This is a genomic window from Agromyces aurantiacus, from assembly GCF_016907355.1.
GTDB classification, from domain to species: domain Bacteria; phylum Actinomycetota; class Actinomycetes; order Actinomycetales; family Microbacteriaceae; genus Agromyces; species Agromyces aurantiacus.
This window is the reverse complement of the sequence record NZ_JAFBBW010000001.1, coordinates 55,429-73,717: the sequence shown is the minus strand read 5'-3', so window position 1 is coordinate 73,717 and position 18,289 is coordinate 55,429. Positions and strand designations below refer to the sequence as shown.

19 protein-coding genes are annotated in these 18,289 nt (G+C 72.5%); 9 read left to right on the top strand and 10 right to left on the bottom strand.

All coding sequences use genetic code 11. The features are described from left to right. Positions 1-3 precede the first annotated feature (3 nt). Entirely contained in the window at positions 4-438 is a 435-nt protein-coding gene (locus tag JOD46_RS00325; protein WP_204390740.1) for a RidA family protein, read from the top strand. A gap of 268 nt (positions 439-706) precedes the next feature. Here JOD46_RS00325 and JOD46_RS00320 read toward each other — a convergent pair whose 3' ends face one another. After that, entirely contained in the window at positions 707-1,795 is a 1,089-nt protein-coding gene (locus JOD46_RS00320; protein ID WP_204390738.1) for an ABC transporter substrate-binding protein, read from the bottom strand. 231 nt (positions 1,796-2,026) lie between these two features. Here JOD46_RS00320 and JOD46_RS00315 point away from each other — a divergent pair, with 231 nt between their 5' ends. Genes JOD46_RS00315 through JOD46_RS00290 form a run of 6 tightly spaced genes read left to right on the top strand, consistent with a single transcriptional unit; the run spans position 2,027 to position 6,940 of the window. After that, positions 2,027-3,058 (top strand): alcohol dehydrogenase catalytic domain-containing protein, encoded by a 1,032-nt coding sequence (locus JOD46_RS00315; RefSeq protein WP_204390736.1) that lies wholly within the window; start codon positions 2,027-2,029, stop codon positions 3,056-3,058. Beyond that, positions 3,048-3,644 carry an OsmC family protein gene (locus JOD46_RS00310; RefSeq protein ID WP_204390734.1) on the top strand — a complete coding sequence of 199 codons (597 nt, stop codon included), beginning with the start codon at positions 3,048-3,050 and terminating at the stop codon, positions 3,642-3,644. Before JOD46_RS00315 ends, JOD46_RS00310 begins: the two co-directional genes overlap by 11 nt. Continuing rightward, the gene (locus JOD46_RS00305) at positions 3,641-4,879 is read left to right on the top strand and encodes a CaiB/BaiF CoA transferase family protein (RefSeq protein WP_204390732.1); all 1,239 of its coding nucleotides are present in this window, start codon (positions 3,641-3,643) and stop codon (positions 4,877-4,879) included. Before JOD46_RS00310 ends, JOD46_RS00305 begins: the two co-directional genes overlap by 4 nt. Further along, a complete protein-coding gene (locus JOD46_RS00300) occupies positions 4,876-5,739 on the top strand; it encodes an amidohydrolase family protein (RefSeq protein WP_204390730.1) in 864 nt (287 codons plus the stop codon). Before JOD46_RS00305 ends, JOD46_RS00300 begins: the two co-directional genes overlap by 4 nt. A gap of 14 nt (positions 5,740-5,753) precedes the next feature. Then, positions 5,754-6,596 carry a DODA-type extradiol aromatic ring-opening family dioxygenase gene (locus tag JOD46_RS00295; RefSeq protein WP_204390728.1) on the top strand — a complete coding sequence of 281 codons (843 nt, stop codon included), beginning with the start codon at positions 5,754-5,756 and terminating at the stop codon, positions 6,594-6,596. Then, a complete protein-coding gene (locus JOD46_RS00290; RefSeq protein ID WP_204390726.1) occupies positions 6,593-6,940 on the top strand; it encodes a hypothetical protein in 348 nt (115 codons plus the stop codon). Before JOD46_RS00295 ends, JOD46_RS00290 begins: the two co-directional genes overlap by 4 nt. Positions 6,941-7,001: 61 nt before the next feature. Here the strand turns inward: JOD46_RS00290 and kynU are convergent, their stop codons facing one another. From kynU to JOD46_RS00245, 9 genes are read right to left on the bottom strand one after another with little or no spacing between them, the layout of a single operon-like run. Then, on the bottom strand, positions 7,002-8,276 hold the full coding sequence (kynU, locus tag JOD46_RS00285; protein ID WP_204390724.1) for a kynureninase: 1,275 nt from the start codon (positions 8,274-8,276) through the stop codon (positions 7,002-7,004). 22 nt (positions 8,277-8,298) lie between these two features. Continuing rightward, positions 8,299-9,291 carry an amidohydrolase family protein gene (locus JOD46_RS00280; protein ID WP_204390722.1) on the bottom strand — a complete coding sequence of 331 codons (993 nt, stop codon included), beginning with the start codon at positions 9,289-9,291 and terminating at the stop codon, positions 8,299-8,301. 5 nt (positions 9,292-9,296) lie between these two features. Further along, on the bottom strand, positions 9,297-9,821 hold the full coding sequence (locus JOD46_RS00275) for a 3-hydroxyanthranilate 3,4-dioxygenase (protein ID WP_204390720.1): 525 nt from the start codon (positions 9,819-9,821) through the stop codon (positions 9,297-9,299). Then, positions 9,818-10,267: a RidA family protein gene (locus tag JOD46_RS00270; RefSeq protein WP_204390718.1), complete on the bottom strand. Its 450-nt coding sequence runs from the start codon at positions 10,265-10,267 to the stop codon at positions 9,818-9,820. The genes JOD46_RS00275 and JOD46_RS00270 overlap by 4 nt, the downstream gene beginning before the upstream one ends. After that, on the bottom strand, positions 10,264-11,112 hold the full coding sequence (locus JOD46_RS00265) for a 2-keto-4-pentenoate hydratase (RefSeq protein WP_204390716.1): 849 nt from the start codon (positions 11,110-11,112) through the stop codon (positions 10,264-10,266). Before JOD46_RS00265 ends, JOD46_RS00270 begins: the two co-directional genes overlap by 4 nt. Beyond that, positions 11,109-12,158 carry a 4-hydroxy-2-oxovalerate aldolase gene (gene dmpG, locus JOD46_RS00260; RefSeq protein WP_204390714.1) on the bottom strand — a complete coding sequence of 350 codons (1,050 nt, stop codon included), beginning with the start codon at positions 12,156-12,158 and terminating at the stop codon, positions 11,109-11,111. Before dmpG ends, JOD46_RS00265 begins: the two co-directional genes overlap by 4 nt. Beyond that, entirely contained in the window at positions 12,155-13,111 is a 957-nt protein-coding gene (locus JOD46_RS00255; RefSeq protein WP_204390712.1) for an acetaldehyde dehydrogenase (acetylating), read from the bottom strand. The genes dmpG and JOD46_RS00255 overlap by 4 nt, the downstream gene beginning before the upstream one ends. Next, positions 13,108-13,944 carry a 2-keto-4-pentenoate hydratase gene (locus JOD46_RS00250; protein WP_307834848.1) on the bottom strand — a complete coding sequence of 279 codons (837 nt, stop codon included), beginning with the start codon at positions 13,942-13,944 and terminating at the stop codon, positions 13,108-13,110. The genes JOD46_RS00255 and JOD46_RS00250 overlap by 4 nt, the downstream gene beginning before the upstream one ends. Then, the gene (locus tag JOD46_RS00245; RefSeq protein ID WP_204390711.1) at positions 13,941-15,473 is read right to left on the bottom strand and encodes a 2-hydroxymuconic semialdehyde dehydrogenase; all 1,533 of its coding nucleotides are present in this window, start codon (positions 15,471-15,473) and stop codon (positions 13,941-13,943) included. The genes JOD46_RS00250 and JOD46_RS00245 overlap by 4 nt, the downstream gene beginning before the upstream one ends. An 83-nt stretch (positions 15,474-15,556) precedes the next feature. Between JOD46_RS00245 and JOD46_RS00240 the strand changes: the two genes are divergently transcribed. Together JOD46_RS00240 and JOD46_RS00235 are read left to right on the top strand one after the other, a co-directional pair. Then, positions 15,557-16,525: a LysR substrate-binding domain-containing protein gene (locus JOD46_RS00240; RefSeq protein ID WP_204390710.1), complete on the top strand. Its 969-nt coding sequence runs from the start codon at positions 15,557-15,559 to the stop codon at positions 16,523-16,525. Between the two features lie 135 nt (positions 16,526-16,660). Continuing rightward, positions 16,661-18,265: an LVIVD repeat-containing protein gene (locus tag JOD46_RS00235; protein ID WP_204390709.1), complete on the top strand. Its 1,605-nt coding sequence runs from the start codon at positions 16,661-16,663 to the stop codon at positions 18,263-18,265. Positions 18,266-18,289: the final 24 nt, after the last annotated feature.

Sequence of the window (18,289 nt, the reverse complement as noted above, 5' to 3'; positions counted from 1 at the left end):
CGCGTGCACAAGCAGATCGTGGAACCCGCCGGGGTGTACCCGCCCACGGCCGACTTCAGCCAGGCCATCCGCGTCTCGGGCGGCGACCTCGTGTTCGTCAGCGGGATCATCGGCATGCGCCCGGACGGCACGATGCCGGCCGACGTCCGCGAGCAGGTCGAGCTCGCCTTCGCGAACCTGGCGCGCGTGCTGGACGCCGCGGGCGCGAGCCCCGCCGACGTCGTCAAGGTGAACGTGTTCGTCCGCGACGACTTCCGGCTCGTGCGCGACGACGTGCGCGAGATCCGCGCGCGCCACTTCACGCACGACTTCCCCGTCTCGACGCTCGTGCAGGTCGCGGGCTTCGCCTCGCCGGAGTACCGCTTCGAGATCGAGGCGATCGCTGCCGTGCCCACCCGAGCGGATGCCGCGGCGTCAGCCGTCGCCCCCAGCGGCTGACGCCGCATCCGCTCGCCCCGGACCGCCGGCCCCCGTCTCATGCGCGATGACGGGGGCCGGTTTCCGTTGCTCGCGCCACGCGTCTCGGCCGCGTAGCCGTGCGATCGGGCCGTCCGGATCGCCCGCTCATCGAGACGTCGCGGTGCACGATCGCCCGCCATCTTCGACGTCTCGACCCTCTGTCCCGCGCACGCGACGGGCCCCCGCCGTCATGCGCTGCGGCGGGGGCCCGTCGTGATGCCGGTCACGGCATCGGGGTGTCGGGGGATCAGGGGTAGGGGAGGGTCTCCGGGCCGGAGTTGTCGAGGCCGAGGAGCTCCTGCGCCTTCTCGAGGTAGACGAGCTGGGCCTCGTCGAACTCGATCGGCTGCAACTCCTGGGTCTCGACGGTCGTGTCCCAGGCCTCGGTGTCGAAGTAGAGGTTCTGGCAGGCGAGGTGGCCGTCGAGCACCCACGGGCTGTCGGAGCCGCGGAGGCCCGAGACGTCGAAGTCGTTCGCCTCGTAGATGTCGAGGACCTCGTCGGCGTTCTCGGGGATCTCGCCCGGTGCCGGGGCGGTCATGAACTCGACCGCCTTCAGCGTCGCCCGCAGGAACCGCACGAGCGTGTTGGGGTTCTCCTCGACGTAGCCCGACCCGGCGACCATGACGTCGTTCGCCCAGTTGCGGAGCGCCTCGACGGGGAACTCCGCCCCGGCCTCCTCGAGCGCCGGGCGGTCGTCGCCGTAGAACGGCTGCAGGGTGATGCGGTCGTTGACGAAGAACTCCGTCCACGATTCCGAGCCGGGGCCCGGGTAGACGACCTCGACGTTCACGCCCTCGAGGTCCCAGCCCTCCTCGGCGAGCACGCGGGCCCGCTGGAACTCGGCCGGGTCGCCGGGCGTGCCCGCGAGGACGATCGCGCTGCCCTCGAGGTCCTCGACGGACTCGATCTCGGGCTGCACCGCGAAGTCGAAGTTCTGCCGGCAGTAGTGCCCGGACACGAGGTCGACCTCGACGCCGCCGCGGATGGCCTCGATGACCGTTCCGGTCGACTCGACGCCGATGTCGGCACTGCCGGATGCCACGGCCGCCGTCACGTTGTCGGCGGTGATGACCTCGACGCTGAGGCCCTCCTCCTCGTAGTAGCCGAGGTCGGTCGCGAGCACGTACATCGAGTACATGGTGATGTCGGGGAAGGGGATGGCCACCGTGATCTCGGTGTCCTCGGGCTCGCCGGGCTCGCCCTCGGCGAGCTCGACGGGGTCGCTGTCGCCGCCTCCGGCGGCATCGCCCGCGGTGGCGCAGCCGGTCAGCAGTGCGAACACTGCCAGGCCGGCGGCCGCTGCGAGGCCGGAGCGGGGGATGGATCTGCGCATGACTCTCCATTCGTGGCGGGTTGACTCGCGGTCGGCCTCCCGCGGAGACGGAGCCTCTCGCGAATTGGTGGATACCGTATCCAAAATGTGAGGCTCTGTCCATGCTTTCCCGCGGCCCGAGTTCGGGGGACGATGAACTCGACGAAGGTGCTGGACGAGCGCGCCCATTTTTGGATACGGTATCCAAGAAGCGGCGATGGACGCCGTGCCGACCCGGGAACGAGGCGAAGCGTGCGTGCAGCCCTCCTCCAGGCCCATGGCCTCGACGGAATCGACGTCGCACGCGTCGCCGCGCCTGCACCCGGCGACGGCGAGGTCCTCATCCGCGTCGAGACCGTCGGCGTCAACCAGCTCGACCTCAACGTCATCGTCGGTCGGGGCCCCGGTGCGGCGGCCAAGCTCCCCCGCATCCTCGGCATCGACCCGGCCGGCGAGGTGGTCGAGGTCGGCGCCGGCGTCGACCGCTCGCGCGTCGGCGAGCGCGTCGTCGTGAAGCCCAACATCCCCTGCGGCCGCTGCGACGCCTGCCTCGCCGGTCATGAGGCGGACTGCCCGGCCCAGCAGGTCGTCGGCGTCCATCTCGACGGCGGCGCCGCCGAGTACGTCGCGGTGCCCGCCGAGGTCGCGTTCGACCGCGACGGCCTGGATGCCGCGACCGCGACGGCGACCATCCACAGCCTGCCGATCGTGCTCAACGCCTTCGACGCCGCCGGCGTCCGCGCCGGCGAGCGGGTGCTCGTCACGGGAGCGAGCGGAACCCTCGGCCGGGTCGCGATCGAGTACGGCCTGCACCTCGGCGCCGACGTGACCGCCGCCACGCGGCATCCGCTCGACGACGCCCCCGACGGCGCCCGCGTCGTGGTCACGGGCCCCGACGCCGACCTCGCCGGCGCCCTCGAACGCGCGGCCGCCGTGACCGGACTCGAGGCCGCGGGGTTCGACGCGGTCGTCGACGTCAGCGGCAGCGCCGCGCTGCTCGGCCAGGCGATCGCCGCGCTCGGCTGGCGCGGACGTGCGGCATTCTGCGCGGCATCCGTCGACACGCGCCTCACGATCGACGCCCGCGACTTCTACCTCTCGCGCAAGCGCCTCGCCGGCGTCGCGAGCGCCGACCTCGACCAGGTGCGCCGTGCGCTCGACCTCGTGCGCGACGGCGCCGTGCGCCCCCGCATCGGAGCGCGCTACGTGCTCGACAACGTGGCACGCGCCTACCGCGAGTTCCCCACCACGACCCCGGGCAAGGTGATCATCGATGTCCGCTGACCTCATCGACCGGCCGCGGTTGCGCGCGTCGCTCCACCGCATCGCCGATCGGACCCGGGCCGACGCGGCATCCGCTCGCATGCGCCCCTGGGTCGCCGCGCGACTCGAGGGCGACGTCGCCTCCGTGTCGGAGTTCGAGCAGTACGGCACGCGCTACGCCTTCCGCTCCGACGAGTCCGCCGAGCGCGGCGGCCACGACTCCGCGCCGAGCCCGATGCGCTACCTCCTCAGCTCGATCGCGTTCTGCGTGCTCGGCTGGACGGCGAAGACCTGGTCGGCGGCGGACATCGCGGTGCGCTCGCTCGAGGCCGAGGTGCGCACGTGCCTCGACCTGCGGGGCGAGCACCTCGTCGAGGCGGTGCCGGCCCATCCGCTCTGGTTCGTGGTCGAGGTGCGCATCGACGACGACGCCTCCCCCCAGCAGGCGGTGGGCCTGCTCCACGAGGCGATCCGCCGATGCCCCACCACCGCGCTCGTGTCGAAGGCCGTGCCGCTGCACCTCGTGCTCGTGCAGCGGGGCTGGACGGTGCTCGACACCCGACCCGACGACCTCAGGAACGAGCACCGAGAGGAGCAGACCCGATGAGCCCCCGCACCGAGTCATCCGGCCCGCCCGCCCGAGGCGGCGGCCCGCTCGCGGGCATCCGCGTCGTCGAGCTCGGCCAGTACATCTCAGGCCCCTACGCGGCCAAGCTGCTCGCCGACCTCGGCGCCGACGTGGTCAAGGTCGAGTCGCCCGAGGGCGACCCGATGCGCCGGTGGGAGGGCCACGGCGCGATGAGCCCCCAGTTCGCGGCGTACAACCGCGGCAAGCGCGCCGTCACGCTCGACCTCAAGACCGAGGGCGGGATCGCCGCGCTGCACGCGCTCGCGCGCGACGCCGACGTGCTGATCGAGAACTTCCGGCCGGGCGTGGCCACCCGGCTCGGCTTCGGGCCCGAGGCCCTGCACGACCTCAACCCGCGGATCATCACGTGCTCGATCACGGGGTTCGGCCCGACCGGTCCCTACGCCGCCCGGCCCGCGTACGACACCGTCATCTCGGCGGTCGGCGCGATGTACAGCCAGGTCGTGCCGGCCGACACGCTGCGACCCCTCGGGCCGGCGTTCTCGGACCTGCTCTCGGGCATGTCGGCGGCGCAGGCCGTGCTCGCCGCGCTGCACGCGCGCGAGGCGCGGGGCGAGGGCGAGCACGTCGAGGTGTCGATGGTCGGCTCGCTGATCGACTTCCTCACCGAGGCCGCGTCCACCTACCTCGAGACCGGCCAGGTCGCCGGGCCCGACTCCCGCCCACGCCGCGCGCAGGCCTACGCGTGCGTCGGGGCCGACGGCAGGGCGTTCGTCATCCACATGTCGGTGCCCGAGAAGTTCTGGACGGGCCTGCTCGCCGTGCTCGAGCGGCCCGACCTCGCCGACGACCCCCGCTTCGCCACGCGCGAGGCGCGCGTGCGCAATTACGACGCGCTCGACGCCGAGCTCAAGGCGATCACCGGGCGGATGCCGCGGCAGCACTGGCTCGACCGGCTCGAGGCGCACGACATCCCGCACGGGCCGCTCAACACGGTCGCCGACCTGTTCGACGATCCGCAGGTCGCCTCGATGGCGCTCGTCGAGGAGATCCCCGGCCCGGATGGCGCGCCACTGCGCGTGCCCGCGCCGAGCACCGTGTTCCACGCGAGCGGGCGACCGGCCCTTCGCGCGGCGCCGCGGCTCGGCGAGGGACAGGCCGACGTGCTCGCCGCGGCCGCGGCATCCGCCTCGACCACCGTCGCCTCGACGACCACCGCCTCGACGACCACCGACGAACGGAGCCGCGCATGAACCGCATGGACGATCTCGTCGCCATCGACGTGCACACCCACCCGCAGACCGAGGAGTTCCTCGCCGCGATGGGCGCGCGCCACCAGCAGATGGCGAAGCACTTCGGCCGCGAGCGCCCGGTGGTGTCGTTCGCCGAGCAGGCCGACCAGTACCGCGACCGCCGCATGATGGCCGTCATCGTGAACTCCGACTCGGAGACGACCTCCGGCATCCCCGGCGCCCCCAACGACCTGCTCGGCCGGGCCCAGGCCGACCACCCCGACGTGTTCCTCGCGTTCGCCGGCATCGACCCGTGGAAGGGCGAGGCGGCGATCGCCGAGATCCGGCGCATGCACGCCGAGTACGGCATCAAGGGGGTGGGCGAGCTCAACCCGTCGCGGCAGAAGTTCCTGGCCAACGACCGGCGGTTCTTCCCGATCTGGGAGACCTGCGCCGAGCTGGGGCTCGTCGTCATGTTCCACTCGGGCTTCCCGGGCGCCGGCGCGGGAACGCCGGGCGGCGGCGGGTACCGCCTCGAGAACGCCCGTCCCATCCCGTACCTCGACGACGTCGCCGCCGAGTTCCCCGAGCTGAAGATCATCAGCGCGCACCCCGCCTGGCCGTGGCACCTCGAGAACCTCGCCATGGTGTGGCACAAGTCGAACGTGTACCTCGACCTGTCGGGCTGGGCGCCGAAGTACCTGCCGCCCGAGGTCGTGCGCTACGCCGACTCGCTCATCACCGACCGCGTGCTGTTCGGCTCCGACTGGCCCGTGATGACCGCCGACCGGTGGATGGACGAGTTCGCCGGGCTGCCGTTCGAGGACGAGTCCCGGCGGAAGATCCTGCTCGGCAACGCCCGCGGGCTCTTCGGGATCTGAGGCGGAGGCGAACCATGGCGAAGCTCGTGCTCGCGGCCGCGACGCCGCACAACCCGCTCCTCTGGCGCGCCATGCGCGACCCGATGCCCGACGACCTCGCCGGCGTCGCCGGCAACTTCGCGCGCATCCGCGACGCGATCCGCGACCTCGGCGTCGACGTGCTCGTCGTCGTCGGCACCGACCACATCCGCCAGTTCTTCTTCGACCACGCGCCCGCGTTCGTCGTCGGCAAGGCCGCGCACTACCACGGCACCTACGAGAACGAGGTGCGCACGTTCGGCATGGAGTACGTCGAACTCACGGGGCATCCGGACCTCGCCGAGCGCATCGCCGGACGCGAGCTGCTGCCCGAGGCGATCGACTTCGCGGTGAGCCACGAGTGGCGGCTCGACCACGGGTTCGTGATCCCGCTGCAGTACCTGCGGCCCGAGCTCGACCTGCCCATCGTGCCGATCCACACCAACGCCACCCTGCCGCCGCTGCCCTCGCCGCGCCGCTTCGCCGTGCTGGGCGAGCACCTGCGCGAGACGATCGCCGGCTGGGAGTCCGACGCGCGCGTCGCGCTCATCACCTCCGGGCACATGGCGACGGATGTCGGGGGGCCGAGGCAGTTCGCCGGCTCGCCCGACCCCGCCTTCGACGCCGAGGCCGTGGCGTGGATGCGCGACGGCGACCTCGAGGGCGCGATCGCCGGATGCCGGTTCGACCGTGTCATGGCGGCCGGCAACGTCACCTACCAGTACGTGAACGTGATCACGGCGCTCGCCGCGATGGGCGGGCGCCCCGCCGACCTGGCCGAGGCGACCGAGTCGCGGTTCGCCTCGAGCCCGTTCTTCATGTGGAGGGATCCGGCGTGAGCAAGTACATGATCGACAAGTTCATGCGGGCGGTCGAGATGAGCGACGCCGACGTGGCCCGGTACGTCGCCGACCCGGCCGCGTTCGTCGACGCCTGGCTGGCCGGCGCCGGCGGACCCCACCGGCCGACCGACGACCGGTCGCTGACCGAGGCCGAGCGCGCCGCGTTCGCGACGATCGACCACGAGGCGCTGTACGCGCTCGGCGCGCACCCGTACCTGCTGTGGCATTTCATCGAGGCCGCGCACACGCACGAGTTCGGCGACGGCTTCGGCTGGCGGGACCTCGTCGAGCGCTACCGGGCGGATGTCGCGCCCCACGGGCACGTCGACTACATCCCGTGACCCATGACGAGGGGCCGCGTGCGACGCACGCGGCCCCTCGTCATGGGGTGGCCGGGCCGGGTCAGGTGACCGCGCCCCTCCGGGCGAATCGCGGCTCCCGCCACACCTCCGTCGAGAGGATCTCCTCGAGGGCCGCGACCGCGTCCCACACGTCGGCGTGCGAGACGTAGAGCGGGGCGAAGCCGAAGCGCATGAGGTCGGGCGCGCGGAAGTCGCCGATGACGCCGCGCTCGATGAGCGCCTGCATCACGGCGAAGCCGTCCTCGACGCGCAGGGCGACCTGGCTGCCGCGCAGCGCCGACTGGCGAGGGGTGACGACCTCGACGCCCCACGGGGCGAGTCGGGCGTCCACCAGCGAGATGAACAGCTCGGTCAGCCGCAGGCTCTTCTCGCGGACCGCCTCGAGGTCGACCTCCTCCCAGATCTCGAGGCTCGCCTCGAGCGCCGCCATCGACAGCAGCTGCGGGGTGCCCACGCGGAATCGGGTGATGCCGTCGGCGGGCGCGTAGCCGAACTCGAAGTCGAACGGGCGCGCGTGGCCGTGCCATCCGGTGAGTGCCGGTTTGGCGGCGGACTGGTGACGCTCGGCGACCCAGATGAACGAGGGTGCCCCGGGGCCGCCGTTGAGGTACTTGTACGTGCAGCCGATCGCGAGGTCGGCGCCGGCGCCGTTCAGGTCGACCGGCACTGCGCCCGCGCTGTGGCAGAGGTCCCACAGCATCAGCGCCCCCGACGCCTGCACCTGCCGGGTCACCTCGGCGAGGTCGCGCATGCGGCCCGTGCGGTAGTCGACGTGCGTGAGCACGACCACGGCGACGTCGTCGCCGAGCACGTCCTCGAGGCTTGGCCCCTCGTCGTGGATCAAGCGGCGCTCGAGCGGCTCGTCGCCGCCGAGGAGCTCCTGCACGGCCTCGAGCATGTAGAGGTCGGTCGGGAAGCTTCCCCGCTCCGAGACGACGACGCGTCGCCCCGGGCGCATCCGCACGGCCGCGACGGCCGCCTGGAACAGGCTCGCCGATGTCGAGTCGCCGAGCACCACCTCGCCGGGTGCGGCGCCGATCAGGGGGGCGATGCGGTCGCCGAGCGCGACGGGCTTGGCGAACCATCCGGCGTCGTTCCAGCTGCGGATCAGCCCGGTGCCCCACTCCTCGGTGATGACGCGCTGGACGTGCGCGGCCGTGTGCCCGGGGAGCGCCCCCAGCGAGTTCCCGTCGAGGTAGACCACGCCCGCGGGCAGGACGAAGCGGTCCCGGAACGGGGCGAGCGCATCCGCCGCATCGAGGGCGGTGCACGTGGCGCGGTCGAGCGAGTGGGCGACCGAGGTCGGCGTGTTCATGGGGTCCTGCCTTCGTGGGGTCTCACACGCCCAGGAAGCGGCGTGCGTTGCCGTGCCGGATCGCGGCCCGGTCGGCATCGGAGAGGAAGTCGGCCCGGTCGACCACCGCGCCGACGGGGCGCTCGCCGAGCGGGTAGGGGTAGTCGCTGCCGACCATCACACGGTCGGCGCCCAGCGTCTCGACGAGCAGCCGGAGGGCGGCCGGATCGAAGACGACGGAGTCGACGCTGAAGCGGTCGAGGTACTCGGATGGCGGCCGCTCGCTCACGCCGATGAGGTCGGGTCGACGATGCCAGGCGTTCTCGAACCGGCCCAGCCAGAACGCGAACGAGCCCCCGCCGTGGGCGAAGGCGATCCGCAACGAGTCGGGCACGCGGTCGAAGACGCCGCCGAGCACCATCGCGATGATCGAGAGGTGCGTCTCGGCCGGCATGCCGGTCAGCCAGCGCGCCATCCACCGATCCAGCCGCGGGGAGCCGGCCATGTCCCAGGGGTGCACGAACACGGGGATCCCGCGACCGGCGCAATGCTGGAGGAAGGTCACGATGCCCTCGTGGTCGAGGTCGCGGTCGCCGACGTGATTGCCGATCTCGACGCCGACATGCCCGGATGCCACGGCCCGGTCGACCTCGGCGCAGGCGGCATCCGGATCCTGGAGCGGCACCTGCGCGAACGGGAGCAGGCGATCGCGCGCCGGTTCGCAGATCTCCAGCGCGAGGTCGTTGAAGATTCGCGCGACCTTCGCGGCTTCGTCGCCCGACTTGTCGTAGGCGAAGAAGACCGGCGTGGGGGAGACGACCTGGAGCTCGACCCCCTCGGCGTCCATGTCGGCGACGCGCGCCGCGGCATCCCAGCAGTCGGCGCCGATGCGACGGAACTCGGCGTCGCCGAGCATGATCATCGCCTCGCGCTCGGAGTCGACCCGCAACGACGGCCACGTGCCCGGCCCGGCCCGCGTGGAGAGGTCGGGCCAAGCGCTCGGCACGTAATGCGTGTGGACGTCGATCGTGCCCACCCGCGTCAGCCCTTGCCGGGGTGGACCGTGCCGCAGTTCGGGCAGGTGCGGCCCTCCTCGCTCTCGTAGAAGTCGCGGAACACGGGCGGCAGGTCCTCGACGATGTCGCGGACCTGCAGTTCGACCTCGTGCACCTTCGTGTCGCAGTTCGGGCAGAACCACGCGAACTTCTCGAGCGTGCCCTCCTCGCGGATCCGCTCGATGACGATGCCGATCGAGCCGGCCTCCGGACGCTGGGGGGAGTGGTAGACGTTGCCGGGCAGCAGCCACATCTCGCCCTCGCGGATGTCGATGCGCTGCGGGCCGTCCTCGGTCATCACGTTCACGTGCATGTCGCCGCGGTACTGGTAGAACCACTCCTCGTAGGGATCGAAGTGGTAGTCGGTGCGCTGGTTGGGGCCGCCGACGACCTGGACGATGAAGTCGCCCATGGGCTGCCAGGCCTGCTTGTTGTTCACGGGCGGCTTGAGCAGGTGCTCGTTCTCCGCGATCCACGCGGCGAAGTCGATGACGGGGGGCAGGGTGCTCATTTCTCCTCCTGGAGTTCGATGGCGGTCGGTTCGGTGCGCCTCGCGATCGCCTGGATCTCGATGCGCAGGTGCGGGTGCGGCAGGGCGTGCACGGCCACGGTGGTCCGCGCCGGGCCGGACTCGTCGAAGTACTCCGCCCAGACGGCGTTGTACCCGGCGAAGTCGTTCATGTCGACGAGGTAGCTCGTCGCCTGCACGAGGTCCTCGAGGCGGCATCCGGCCTCGGCGAGGATCTCGCGCAGGTTCTCGATGACCGCGCGCGTCTGCACGGCGATGTCGAGCCGGGTCGCGCCGAACTCGTCGGCGTCGGCGCCCGCGATGGTGTGGTCGGGGCGGCGACTCGACGTGCCCGACACGAAGACGAGGTCGCCGGCGACCCTGGCGTGCGGGAACCGGCCGCGGGGCGCGGCCTTGCCGGCCACGAGGATCGATCGTCGTTCGGTCATCGTGCCTCCGTCCGGGCGCCGTCGCCGACGCGCAGCGAGACCCGGCCGAGGCCGGCGATCTCCGCGCCGACCACGCCGGTGGCGGGCAGGGGGACCGCGGCGGTCGCCGCGCCCGCGAGCAGGATCATGCCCGCGCGCAGCGCGAAGCCGTGGCGCCCCGCGAGCCGCCGTGCCGCGGCGATCGCCCGGCCCGGGTCGCCGAGGATCGCGGCCGTGGAGCCGGCCTGGACGAGCCGGCCGTCGAACTCGAGCGACACCGCCCGGTTGTCCATCGGGCCGGTGTCCGCGGGGCGGCGCCACGGCCCGATCGCGAAGGCGGCGGCCGAGGCGTTGTCGGCGACGACGTCGTCGAGGCTGAAGCGGAAGTCGCGGTACCGGGAGTCGATGACCTCGAGCGCTGGCGCGACCGCCGCGATCGAGGCGGACGGGTCGGGCTCCGCGAGTTCGTCCTCGACGCCGGGGCCGAGCAGGTACGCGACCTCGGGCTCGACGCGCGGGTGGATGGCCGTCCGGGGGTCGTAGCGGCCGTGGTCGTCGACGCCCATCGCATCGGTGAGCGTGCCGAGGATGACGTCGGCCACGCCCATCTGCTCCGCCTTCGCCCGGCTCGTGAAGCCCAGCTTCACGCCGACGACGCGCTCGCCGCGGTCGGTGCGACGCGCGATGAGCGCGTGCTGGGTCGCGTACGCGGCGTCCAGCCCGCTCGGTGCGCCAGCCGCACGGCCGGCGATCGGCGAGGCGGTGCGCTGCGCCTGGTCGAGCGCGGCGGCGTCGGCCGCGACGGCGTGGCGGGCCACCGTGGCCCGGTCGTCGTGGTGCGTGTGCGTGCCCTGTTCCGCGCTCATGCCGCCCCCTCCGCACTGCTGGTCGCTCGTCGGGCCGCCACCAGGTCGAGCGCGACGTCGACGATCATGTCCTCCTGGCCACCCACCATCCGCCGGCGTCCGAGTTCGACCAGGATGTCGCGGGCGTCGAGCCCGTGGCGCTCGGCGGCGCGCTCGGCGTGGAGCAGGAAGCTCGAGTAGACCCCCGCGTATCCGAGCGTCAGGGTCTCGCGGTCGACGCGGACGGGCCGGCGCTGCAGCGGCCGCACGAGTTCCTCGGCCGCGTCCTGCAGGGCGAAGAGGTCGCAGCCGTGCTGCCAGCCGAGCAGGTCGGCGACCGCGACGAAGGCCTCGATCGGGCAGTTGCCCGCGCCCGCGCCCTGGCCCGCGAGCGAGGCGTCCACGCGGTCCGCGCCGTGCTCGACCGCGGTGACGCTGTTCGCGACGCTGAGCGAGAGGTTCTCGTGGGCGTGGATGCCGATCTCGGTCGCGGGCCCGAGCACCTGGCGGTACGCATCGATGCGCTCGGCCACGTCGCGCATGGTGAGGCGGCCCCCCGAATCGGTGACGTACACGCAGTGCGCGCCGTACGACTCCATGAGCTTGGCCTGCCCGGCCAGGCCGGCCGGGTCGTTCAAGTGGCTCATCATCAGGAAACCCGAGACGTCCATGCCGTGCTCGCGCGCCCAGCCGATGTGCTGTGCGGCGACGTCGGCCTCGGTGCAGTGGGTCGCGACGCGCACGCTCCGCACGCCGAGGTCGCGTGCTCGCTCGAGGTCGTCGATCGTGCCGATGCCCGGGAGGATCAGGGTCGTGAGCCGGGCGCGCTCGAGCACCGAGGCGGCGGCCTCGATCCACCGTTCGTCGGTGTGCGCCCCGTGCCCGTAGGCCACGCTCGACCCGCCGAGCCCGTCGCCGTGGGCGACCTCGATCGCGTCGACACCCGCGGCCTCGAGGGCCGACGCGATCGCGCGGACCTCCTCGAGCGAGTAGCGGTGGCCGACGGCGTGCATGCCGTCGCGGAGGGTCACGTCCTGCACGTAGACGCGAGGCGCCGTCGCCGTCATGCGACCACCTCCGATCGGTCGGCCGCGATGCGGGCGGCGACGAGCCGCTCCGCGGTGCGCAGGGCCGCCGACGTCATGATGTCGAGGTTGCCCGCGTACTCGGGCAGGTAGTGGCCGGCTCCGGCGACCTCGAGCAGGACCGTGACCCTCGTGCCGCGGAACGGCCGGCCGAGCGCCGGCACGTACGCCTCCTCGACCGCATCGAACTGCACCTCCTGCTTGAGCCGGTAGCCGCCGACGTAGTCGTGCACCTCGGCGACCGTGTCGGCGACCGAGCGTCGCACCGCGGCCTCGTCGAGCGTGCCGCCGGGATCGTGCTCGACGAGGCAGAACACGGTGTCGCGCATGACGAGCGGCGGCTCGGCGGGATTCAGGACGATGATCGCCTTCCCGCGTTCGGCGCCGCCGATCGCCTCGATGGCCCGGGCGGTGGTCTGCGTGAACTCGTCGATGTTCGCACGCGTGCCGGGACCGGCGGAGCGCGACGCGATCGACGCGACGATCTCGGCGTACGCGACGCGCGCCACCCGCGAGACGGCGGCGACCACCGGCACGGTGGCCTGGCCGCCGCAGGTGACCAGGTTGACGTTGGTCGCACCGAGGTGCGCATCGAGGTTGACGACCGGGACGACGTACGGTCCGATCGCGGCCGGGGTGAGGTCGACCATGATCCGGCCATGCTCCCGGACCACGCGGTCGTTGCGCAGGTGCGCCCCGGCGGAGGTCGCGTCGAACACGAGCTCGACGTCGGCGAACTCCGGCATCCGCACGAGGCCGTCGACGCCCTCGTGCGTCGTCGCGACCCCGAGCCGCCGCGCCCTCGCGAGGCCGTCCGAGCCGGGATCGATGCCGGCCATCGCGGCGACGTGGAGCGTCTCCGAGAGCCGCATCACCTTGATCATGAGGTCGGTGCCGATGTTGCCCGAGCCGATGACGGCCACGCCGGCGCTCATGCCGCACCGCCGAGCGCCAGGGCCGGCTCGGCCGACGCCACGAGATCGGCGCGCACCTCGCCGAGGCCCTCGAGCCGCGCGTGGTAGACGCCCGCCTCGGCGGCGACCATCGGGCCGAGCGCGCCGGAGAGCACGATCTCGCCCGCCCGCAGCGGCCGCCCGTGTCGCGCGACCGCTCTGGCGAGCCATGCGACCGCCGTGACGGGGCTGCCGAGGCACGCGGCGCCCGAGCCCGTCGAGACCGGTTCACCGTCGCGATCGAGGCGCATGCCGACCGCGGCGAGGTCGAGCCCGTCCACTCCGCGCGGGGTCGTGCCGAGCACGACGGCCCCGCTCGAGGCGTTGTCCGCGATCGTGTCGGCGATGCGGATGTCCCAGGCGGCGATCCGCGAGTCGACCACCTCGATCGCCGGCAGGACGAACGCCGTGGCGCGGAGGACGTCGGCGACGTGCGTCGTGGGGGAGTCGAGGTCGCGGCCCAGCACGAAGGCGACCTCGGCCTCGACCCGCGGCTGGAGGAAGCGGTCGAGCGGCAGCGGTTCGCGGTCGGCCACGACCATGTCGTCGAGCAGGACGCCGTAGTCGGGGGTGTGCACGCCGAACTGCGCCTGCACCGCGGCCGAGGTGAGGCCGATCTTGCGGCCCACGACCCGCCGACCCTCCGCGATGCGCCGCGCGATGCCGAGCGCCTGCACCGCGTAGGCGGCGTCCTGGTCGTCCTCCGCGATCAGGTCGCGCACGGGCGCGCACGCGACGTGCACGCACGAGGCCGCGCGCAGTCGTGCCTCGGCGGCGTGCACCGGGTCGAGCCGTGCCATCCGCTCGGCGCTCACAGCTGCACGCACACGTTCGTCGGCTCGGTGTAGAACTCGAGCGAGTGGCGGCCGCCCTCGCGGCCGATGCCCGACAGCCCGACGCCGCCGAACGGGCTCCGCAGGTCGCGGAGGTACCACGTGTTCACCCATGACATGCCGACCCGCATGCGCTGCGCGACGCGGTGACCGCGCGTGAGGTCGGAGGTCCAGGTCACGGCGGCGAGGCCGTAGTCGGTGTCGTTCGCCATCGCGATGGCCTCCTCCTCGGTGTCGAACGGGATCAGGGCCGCGACCGGGCCGAAGATCTCCTCGCGCACCGTGCGGTGCGAGTTGTCCAGTCCGGTCCACAGCGTCGGCTCGATCCAGGATCCGCCGTCGAGATCGCCGCCGAGGCTCGGGATGCCGCCGCCCGCGAGCACGGTGGCCCCCTCCTCGAGTGCCAGGTCGAGGTAGGAGTGGACCTTCTGGCGGTGCGCCTGCGAGATGAGCGGGCCGGTGGTCGTCGCGGCATCCTGGGGACGGCCGAGGCGGAGGCGCCGGGCGTGGTCGGCGAGCGCCGAGGCCACGTCGTCGAACACGGTGCGCTCGATGTAGATCCGCTCGGTGCAGAGGCAGACCTGGCCGGTGTTGAGGAACGTGGAACGGGCGAGCCCGGCGACGGCGAGCTCGAGGTCGGCGTCGGCGAACACCACGGCGGCGTTCTTGCCTCCGAGCTCGAAGGAGACGGGCCGCACCCGGGGCGAGACGGCCCGCATGATGGCCGAGCCGGTGGCCGTCTCGCCGGTGAAGGTGACGCCGTCGATGCCCGGATGCCGCGTCAGAGCCTCGCCCGCGGAGCCCACGCCGAACCCGTGCACGACGTTCACGACCCCATCGGGCAGCCCGGCCTCGGCGAGGATCTCGGCGAGCAGTGCCGCCGATGACGGCGTCTCCTCGGAGGGCTTCACGATCACGGTGTTGCCCGCCGCGAGCGCCGGCGCGAGCTTCCACGTGAGCAGCAGGAGCGGCAGGTTCCACGGCACGATCACGGCGACCACGCCGAGCGGTTTGCGCACCGCGTAGTTGAGCGCGTTGCGGCCGTCGGGCAGCTCGGTCAGGTAGGAGTCCAGTCCGGCGGCGGCGATCGTGTCGGCGAAGGAGCGGAAGTTCGCGGCGGCGCGGGCGACGTCGAGGTCGCGGGCGAGCGTCTCCGGCTTGCCGGTGTCGCCGACCTCCGCCGCGACGAGCTCCTCGGCATGCCGCTCGACCGCGTCGGCGATCCGGCGCAGCAGGCGGGCGCGCTCGGCGACGCCCATGCGCCCCCACGGGCCCTCGAAGGCGGCGCGGGCCGCGGCGACGGCGAGGTCGACCTGTTCGGGGCCGGCCTCGTGCACGCGGGCGATGAGCGTGCCGTCGACCGGGTCGACCTTGTCGAACGTGCGGATGCCGTCGACGGCCGCACCGCCGATCAGGTTGCGGATCGTGCGGGTCGCGCGCGTCCTCCGTGGCGGCCGGCCGTGGATCGTGCCGGCGCTCGTCGCGGTCGCGCTCGTGGTCTGGCTGGGCATGGCCTCAGGCTAGGAAGGCCGAACGATGCCGGACAAATGCCCACTTGATGCAGTGCCATGCCCCTGTGGCTATAGTTCGCGGCATGGCCATCGATCGCCTCCTGGACGGCCGGCTCAAGATCCGGCATCTCATCCTCGTCACCGCCATCGCCGACGAGGGCACCCTGGTGCGCGCGGCGGAGTCGCTGCACATCACCCAGCCCGTCGTGACCCGCGGCCTGCGCGAGGTCGAGGACGTGCTCGGCGTGCCGCTGTTCGAGCGGATGCCGCGCGGGGTCGCGCCGACGCCCTACGGCCGGTCGTTCATCGAGCGGGCCCGATCGGTGCTCGCCGAGCTCCGGGCCGCGGGCGAGGAGGTGCGGCTGATGCAGTCCGGCCAGCTCGGGACCGTCACGGTCGGGACGCACCTGGCTGGGTCGAACCTGCTGCTGCCGCGCGCGATCGCCGCGCTGAAGGCCGAGCACCCGCGGCTGACCGTGGTCGTGCGGGAGGGGACGCCGGACGCGCTCCAGCAGTGGCTCCTCGCCGGCGACCTGGACTTCACGGTCGGCAGGCTCTCACCCACCGTCCCGGCGCGCCTCGAGCAGGAGCGCCTGCACCAGGAGCCGATCCGCCTCGTGGCCCGGGCGGGCCATCCGGTCATCGGCGGGACGCGCGCGGCATCGCTCGCCTCCCTGATCGCCTACCCGTGGATCTTCCCCGTGGCGCAGACGGCCCTGCGCGCCGAGCTCGAGGCGGTCTTCTTCCACGAGGGCCTCCCGTTGCCGGCGGACCGGGTCGAGTGCACCTCAATGCTCACGCTGCGCAACCTCCTCGTCTCGACCGACGTCATCGCCGCCCTGCCCATGTTCATCGCCGTCGACGACCGGGACCTGCGCATCCTGCCCACGCCGCTGAGCTCGATCCGGCGGTCCGTCGGGGTCACCGTGCCGAAGGACCGCGCGCCGTCCCCTGCCGCCGCCGCGCTGCTCGCGCACCTGCGGGCGGAGGGCGAGCGGCTCGCGGAGCTCGAGCGCGAGTACGCGAGGACCGAGGCGCGCTCCTCAACCTGATATGCCCATCCGGTCATGGCTCGGAGCCGGATAGATATTGGACAGCATCGATCGGTCTCGTGACGCTGAGAGGGACGACGCCCCGCGGGGTGGTCGCCGATCCCAGATCTCACCCCTGCCGATCCTGGAGGCGAAATGGCCGGCTCCCCGTACGTTCCCGACGCGAAGAAGTACGACCCCGAGGACTTCGAGCGCGTCGACGGCGAACCGGCCGACCCCGAGCCCGGGAGCTGGGGCATGCAGCCCGACGGGACGTTCCTGCCGCCGGAGTCCACGCCGTCGGTGCCGCGCGACGTGTTCGTCGACTGGCCCGGACAGCTCCCGTACCGCGACCCGGCGACCTACAGCCTGAACGCGACGGCCGAGGCATTCTACCCCATCGTCGTGAACACGAGCCACACCTGGCAGGCGGTCTACGACTGGGACGGCCGGCGCTACATGCTCCACTACGGCGGCGGGAACCGGTGGAACGTGTACGACATCACCGACCCGCGCGACCTCGTCGTGGTCGACGAGGAGACGCTGCCCTGGAGCGGCCCGAGCTTCGGTGCCGTGACGATCCAGTGGAACGAGAGGCTCGGGAAGCACATCGCCATCCAGGCCAACGAGACCCCGCGCTACTTCCTGCAGGGTCGCGTCGCCAACAAGTGGACCGACCCGACCGTCGAGGGCCAGCTGCTCGGGTGGGAGGGGCTGCGCGGGTTCCGGGTGTTCGAGGTGAACGGTCCGACGCCGCGCGACTGGACGCTGCTCACCGAGGTCTCGACCGATCCGAACCACGGCCCGGACGAGATCCAGGAGGGCAACGGCGTCCTCGACCTGCCCGTCTACTACGGCGACCGCTACCTGTTCGTCGCGACCGCGCCCGACAACACGTTCACCAATCAGCCGTACCGCACCACGCTCTGGGCCGCCGGTCACGCCGCCTACGACGTCTCGGACCCCGCCCGACCGGTGCACCTGTCGACGTGGTGGGTGCCCGGCACCCGCGTCGGCGAGGAAGCGGACTCGCCCTACCTCGCGGGGAACGCGCGGTGGAACAACAAGACGTCGTGGTTCGGCTCGCGCATGGGCATCTTCATGCCGCGTTCGGTGGAGTCCGGATGGCGCTACGGCTACGCCGCGCAGGGCGGGCAGGGCTTCTTCGTCCTCGACGTGTCCGACCCGGCGAACATCCACCATGTCGGATGGTGCGACCTGCCGGTGAGCGTGGCCGGGACGGAGGGCGACAACGTCGACACCACGCAGGTCGAGGAGACCGGGTACGTCTACGTCTCGGGGTACCCGATGAACACCGACTGCTACGAGCCCGCGAAGGAGATCTACCAGGTCGACGTGAGCGACCCGACGCAGCCGAGAGTGGTGCGGACGCTGCCCCGACCGCTCCCGCCCGCCGAGGCGCCGTTCACGGACTGGGCGCAGCGACGCGGGTCGTTCGGGCCCAAGCGATCGGGGTACTTCATCAACACCGGCACGCCGCACGGCGGGGTCATCCCGTATGCGTTCTACGCCGCGGGTCTCCAGGTCTTCGACGTGCGCGACCCGGAGGATCCGAAGGTGGGCGCCTACTTCGTGCCGCCGATGGGACTCAAGGACGACGACGACCTCGCCGCCCCCGTCCACGGCATCTTCGTCGAGTGGGACCGGAACCTGATCTGGGTGTTCGCCAATCACGGCATCTACGCGGTCTCGACGCCCCTCCTCGGCGAGCCGCTCGTCGGGCTCCCGGTCGCGGACTGAGCGACATCCCGAGCCCGGAAGGCC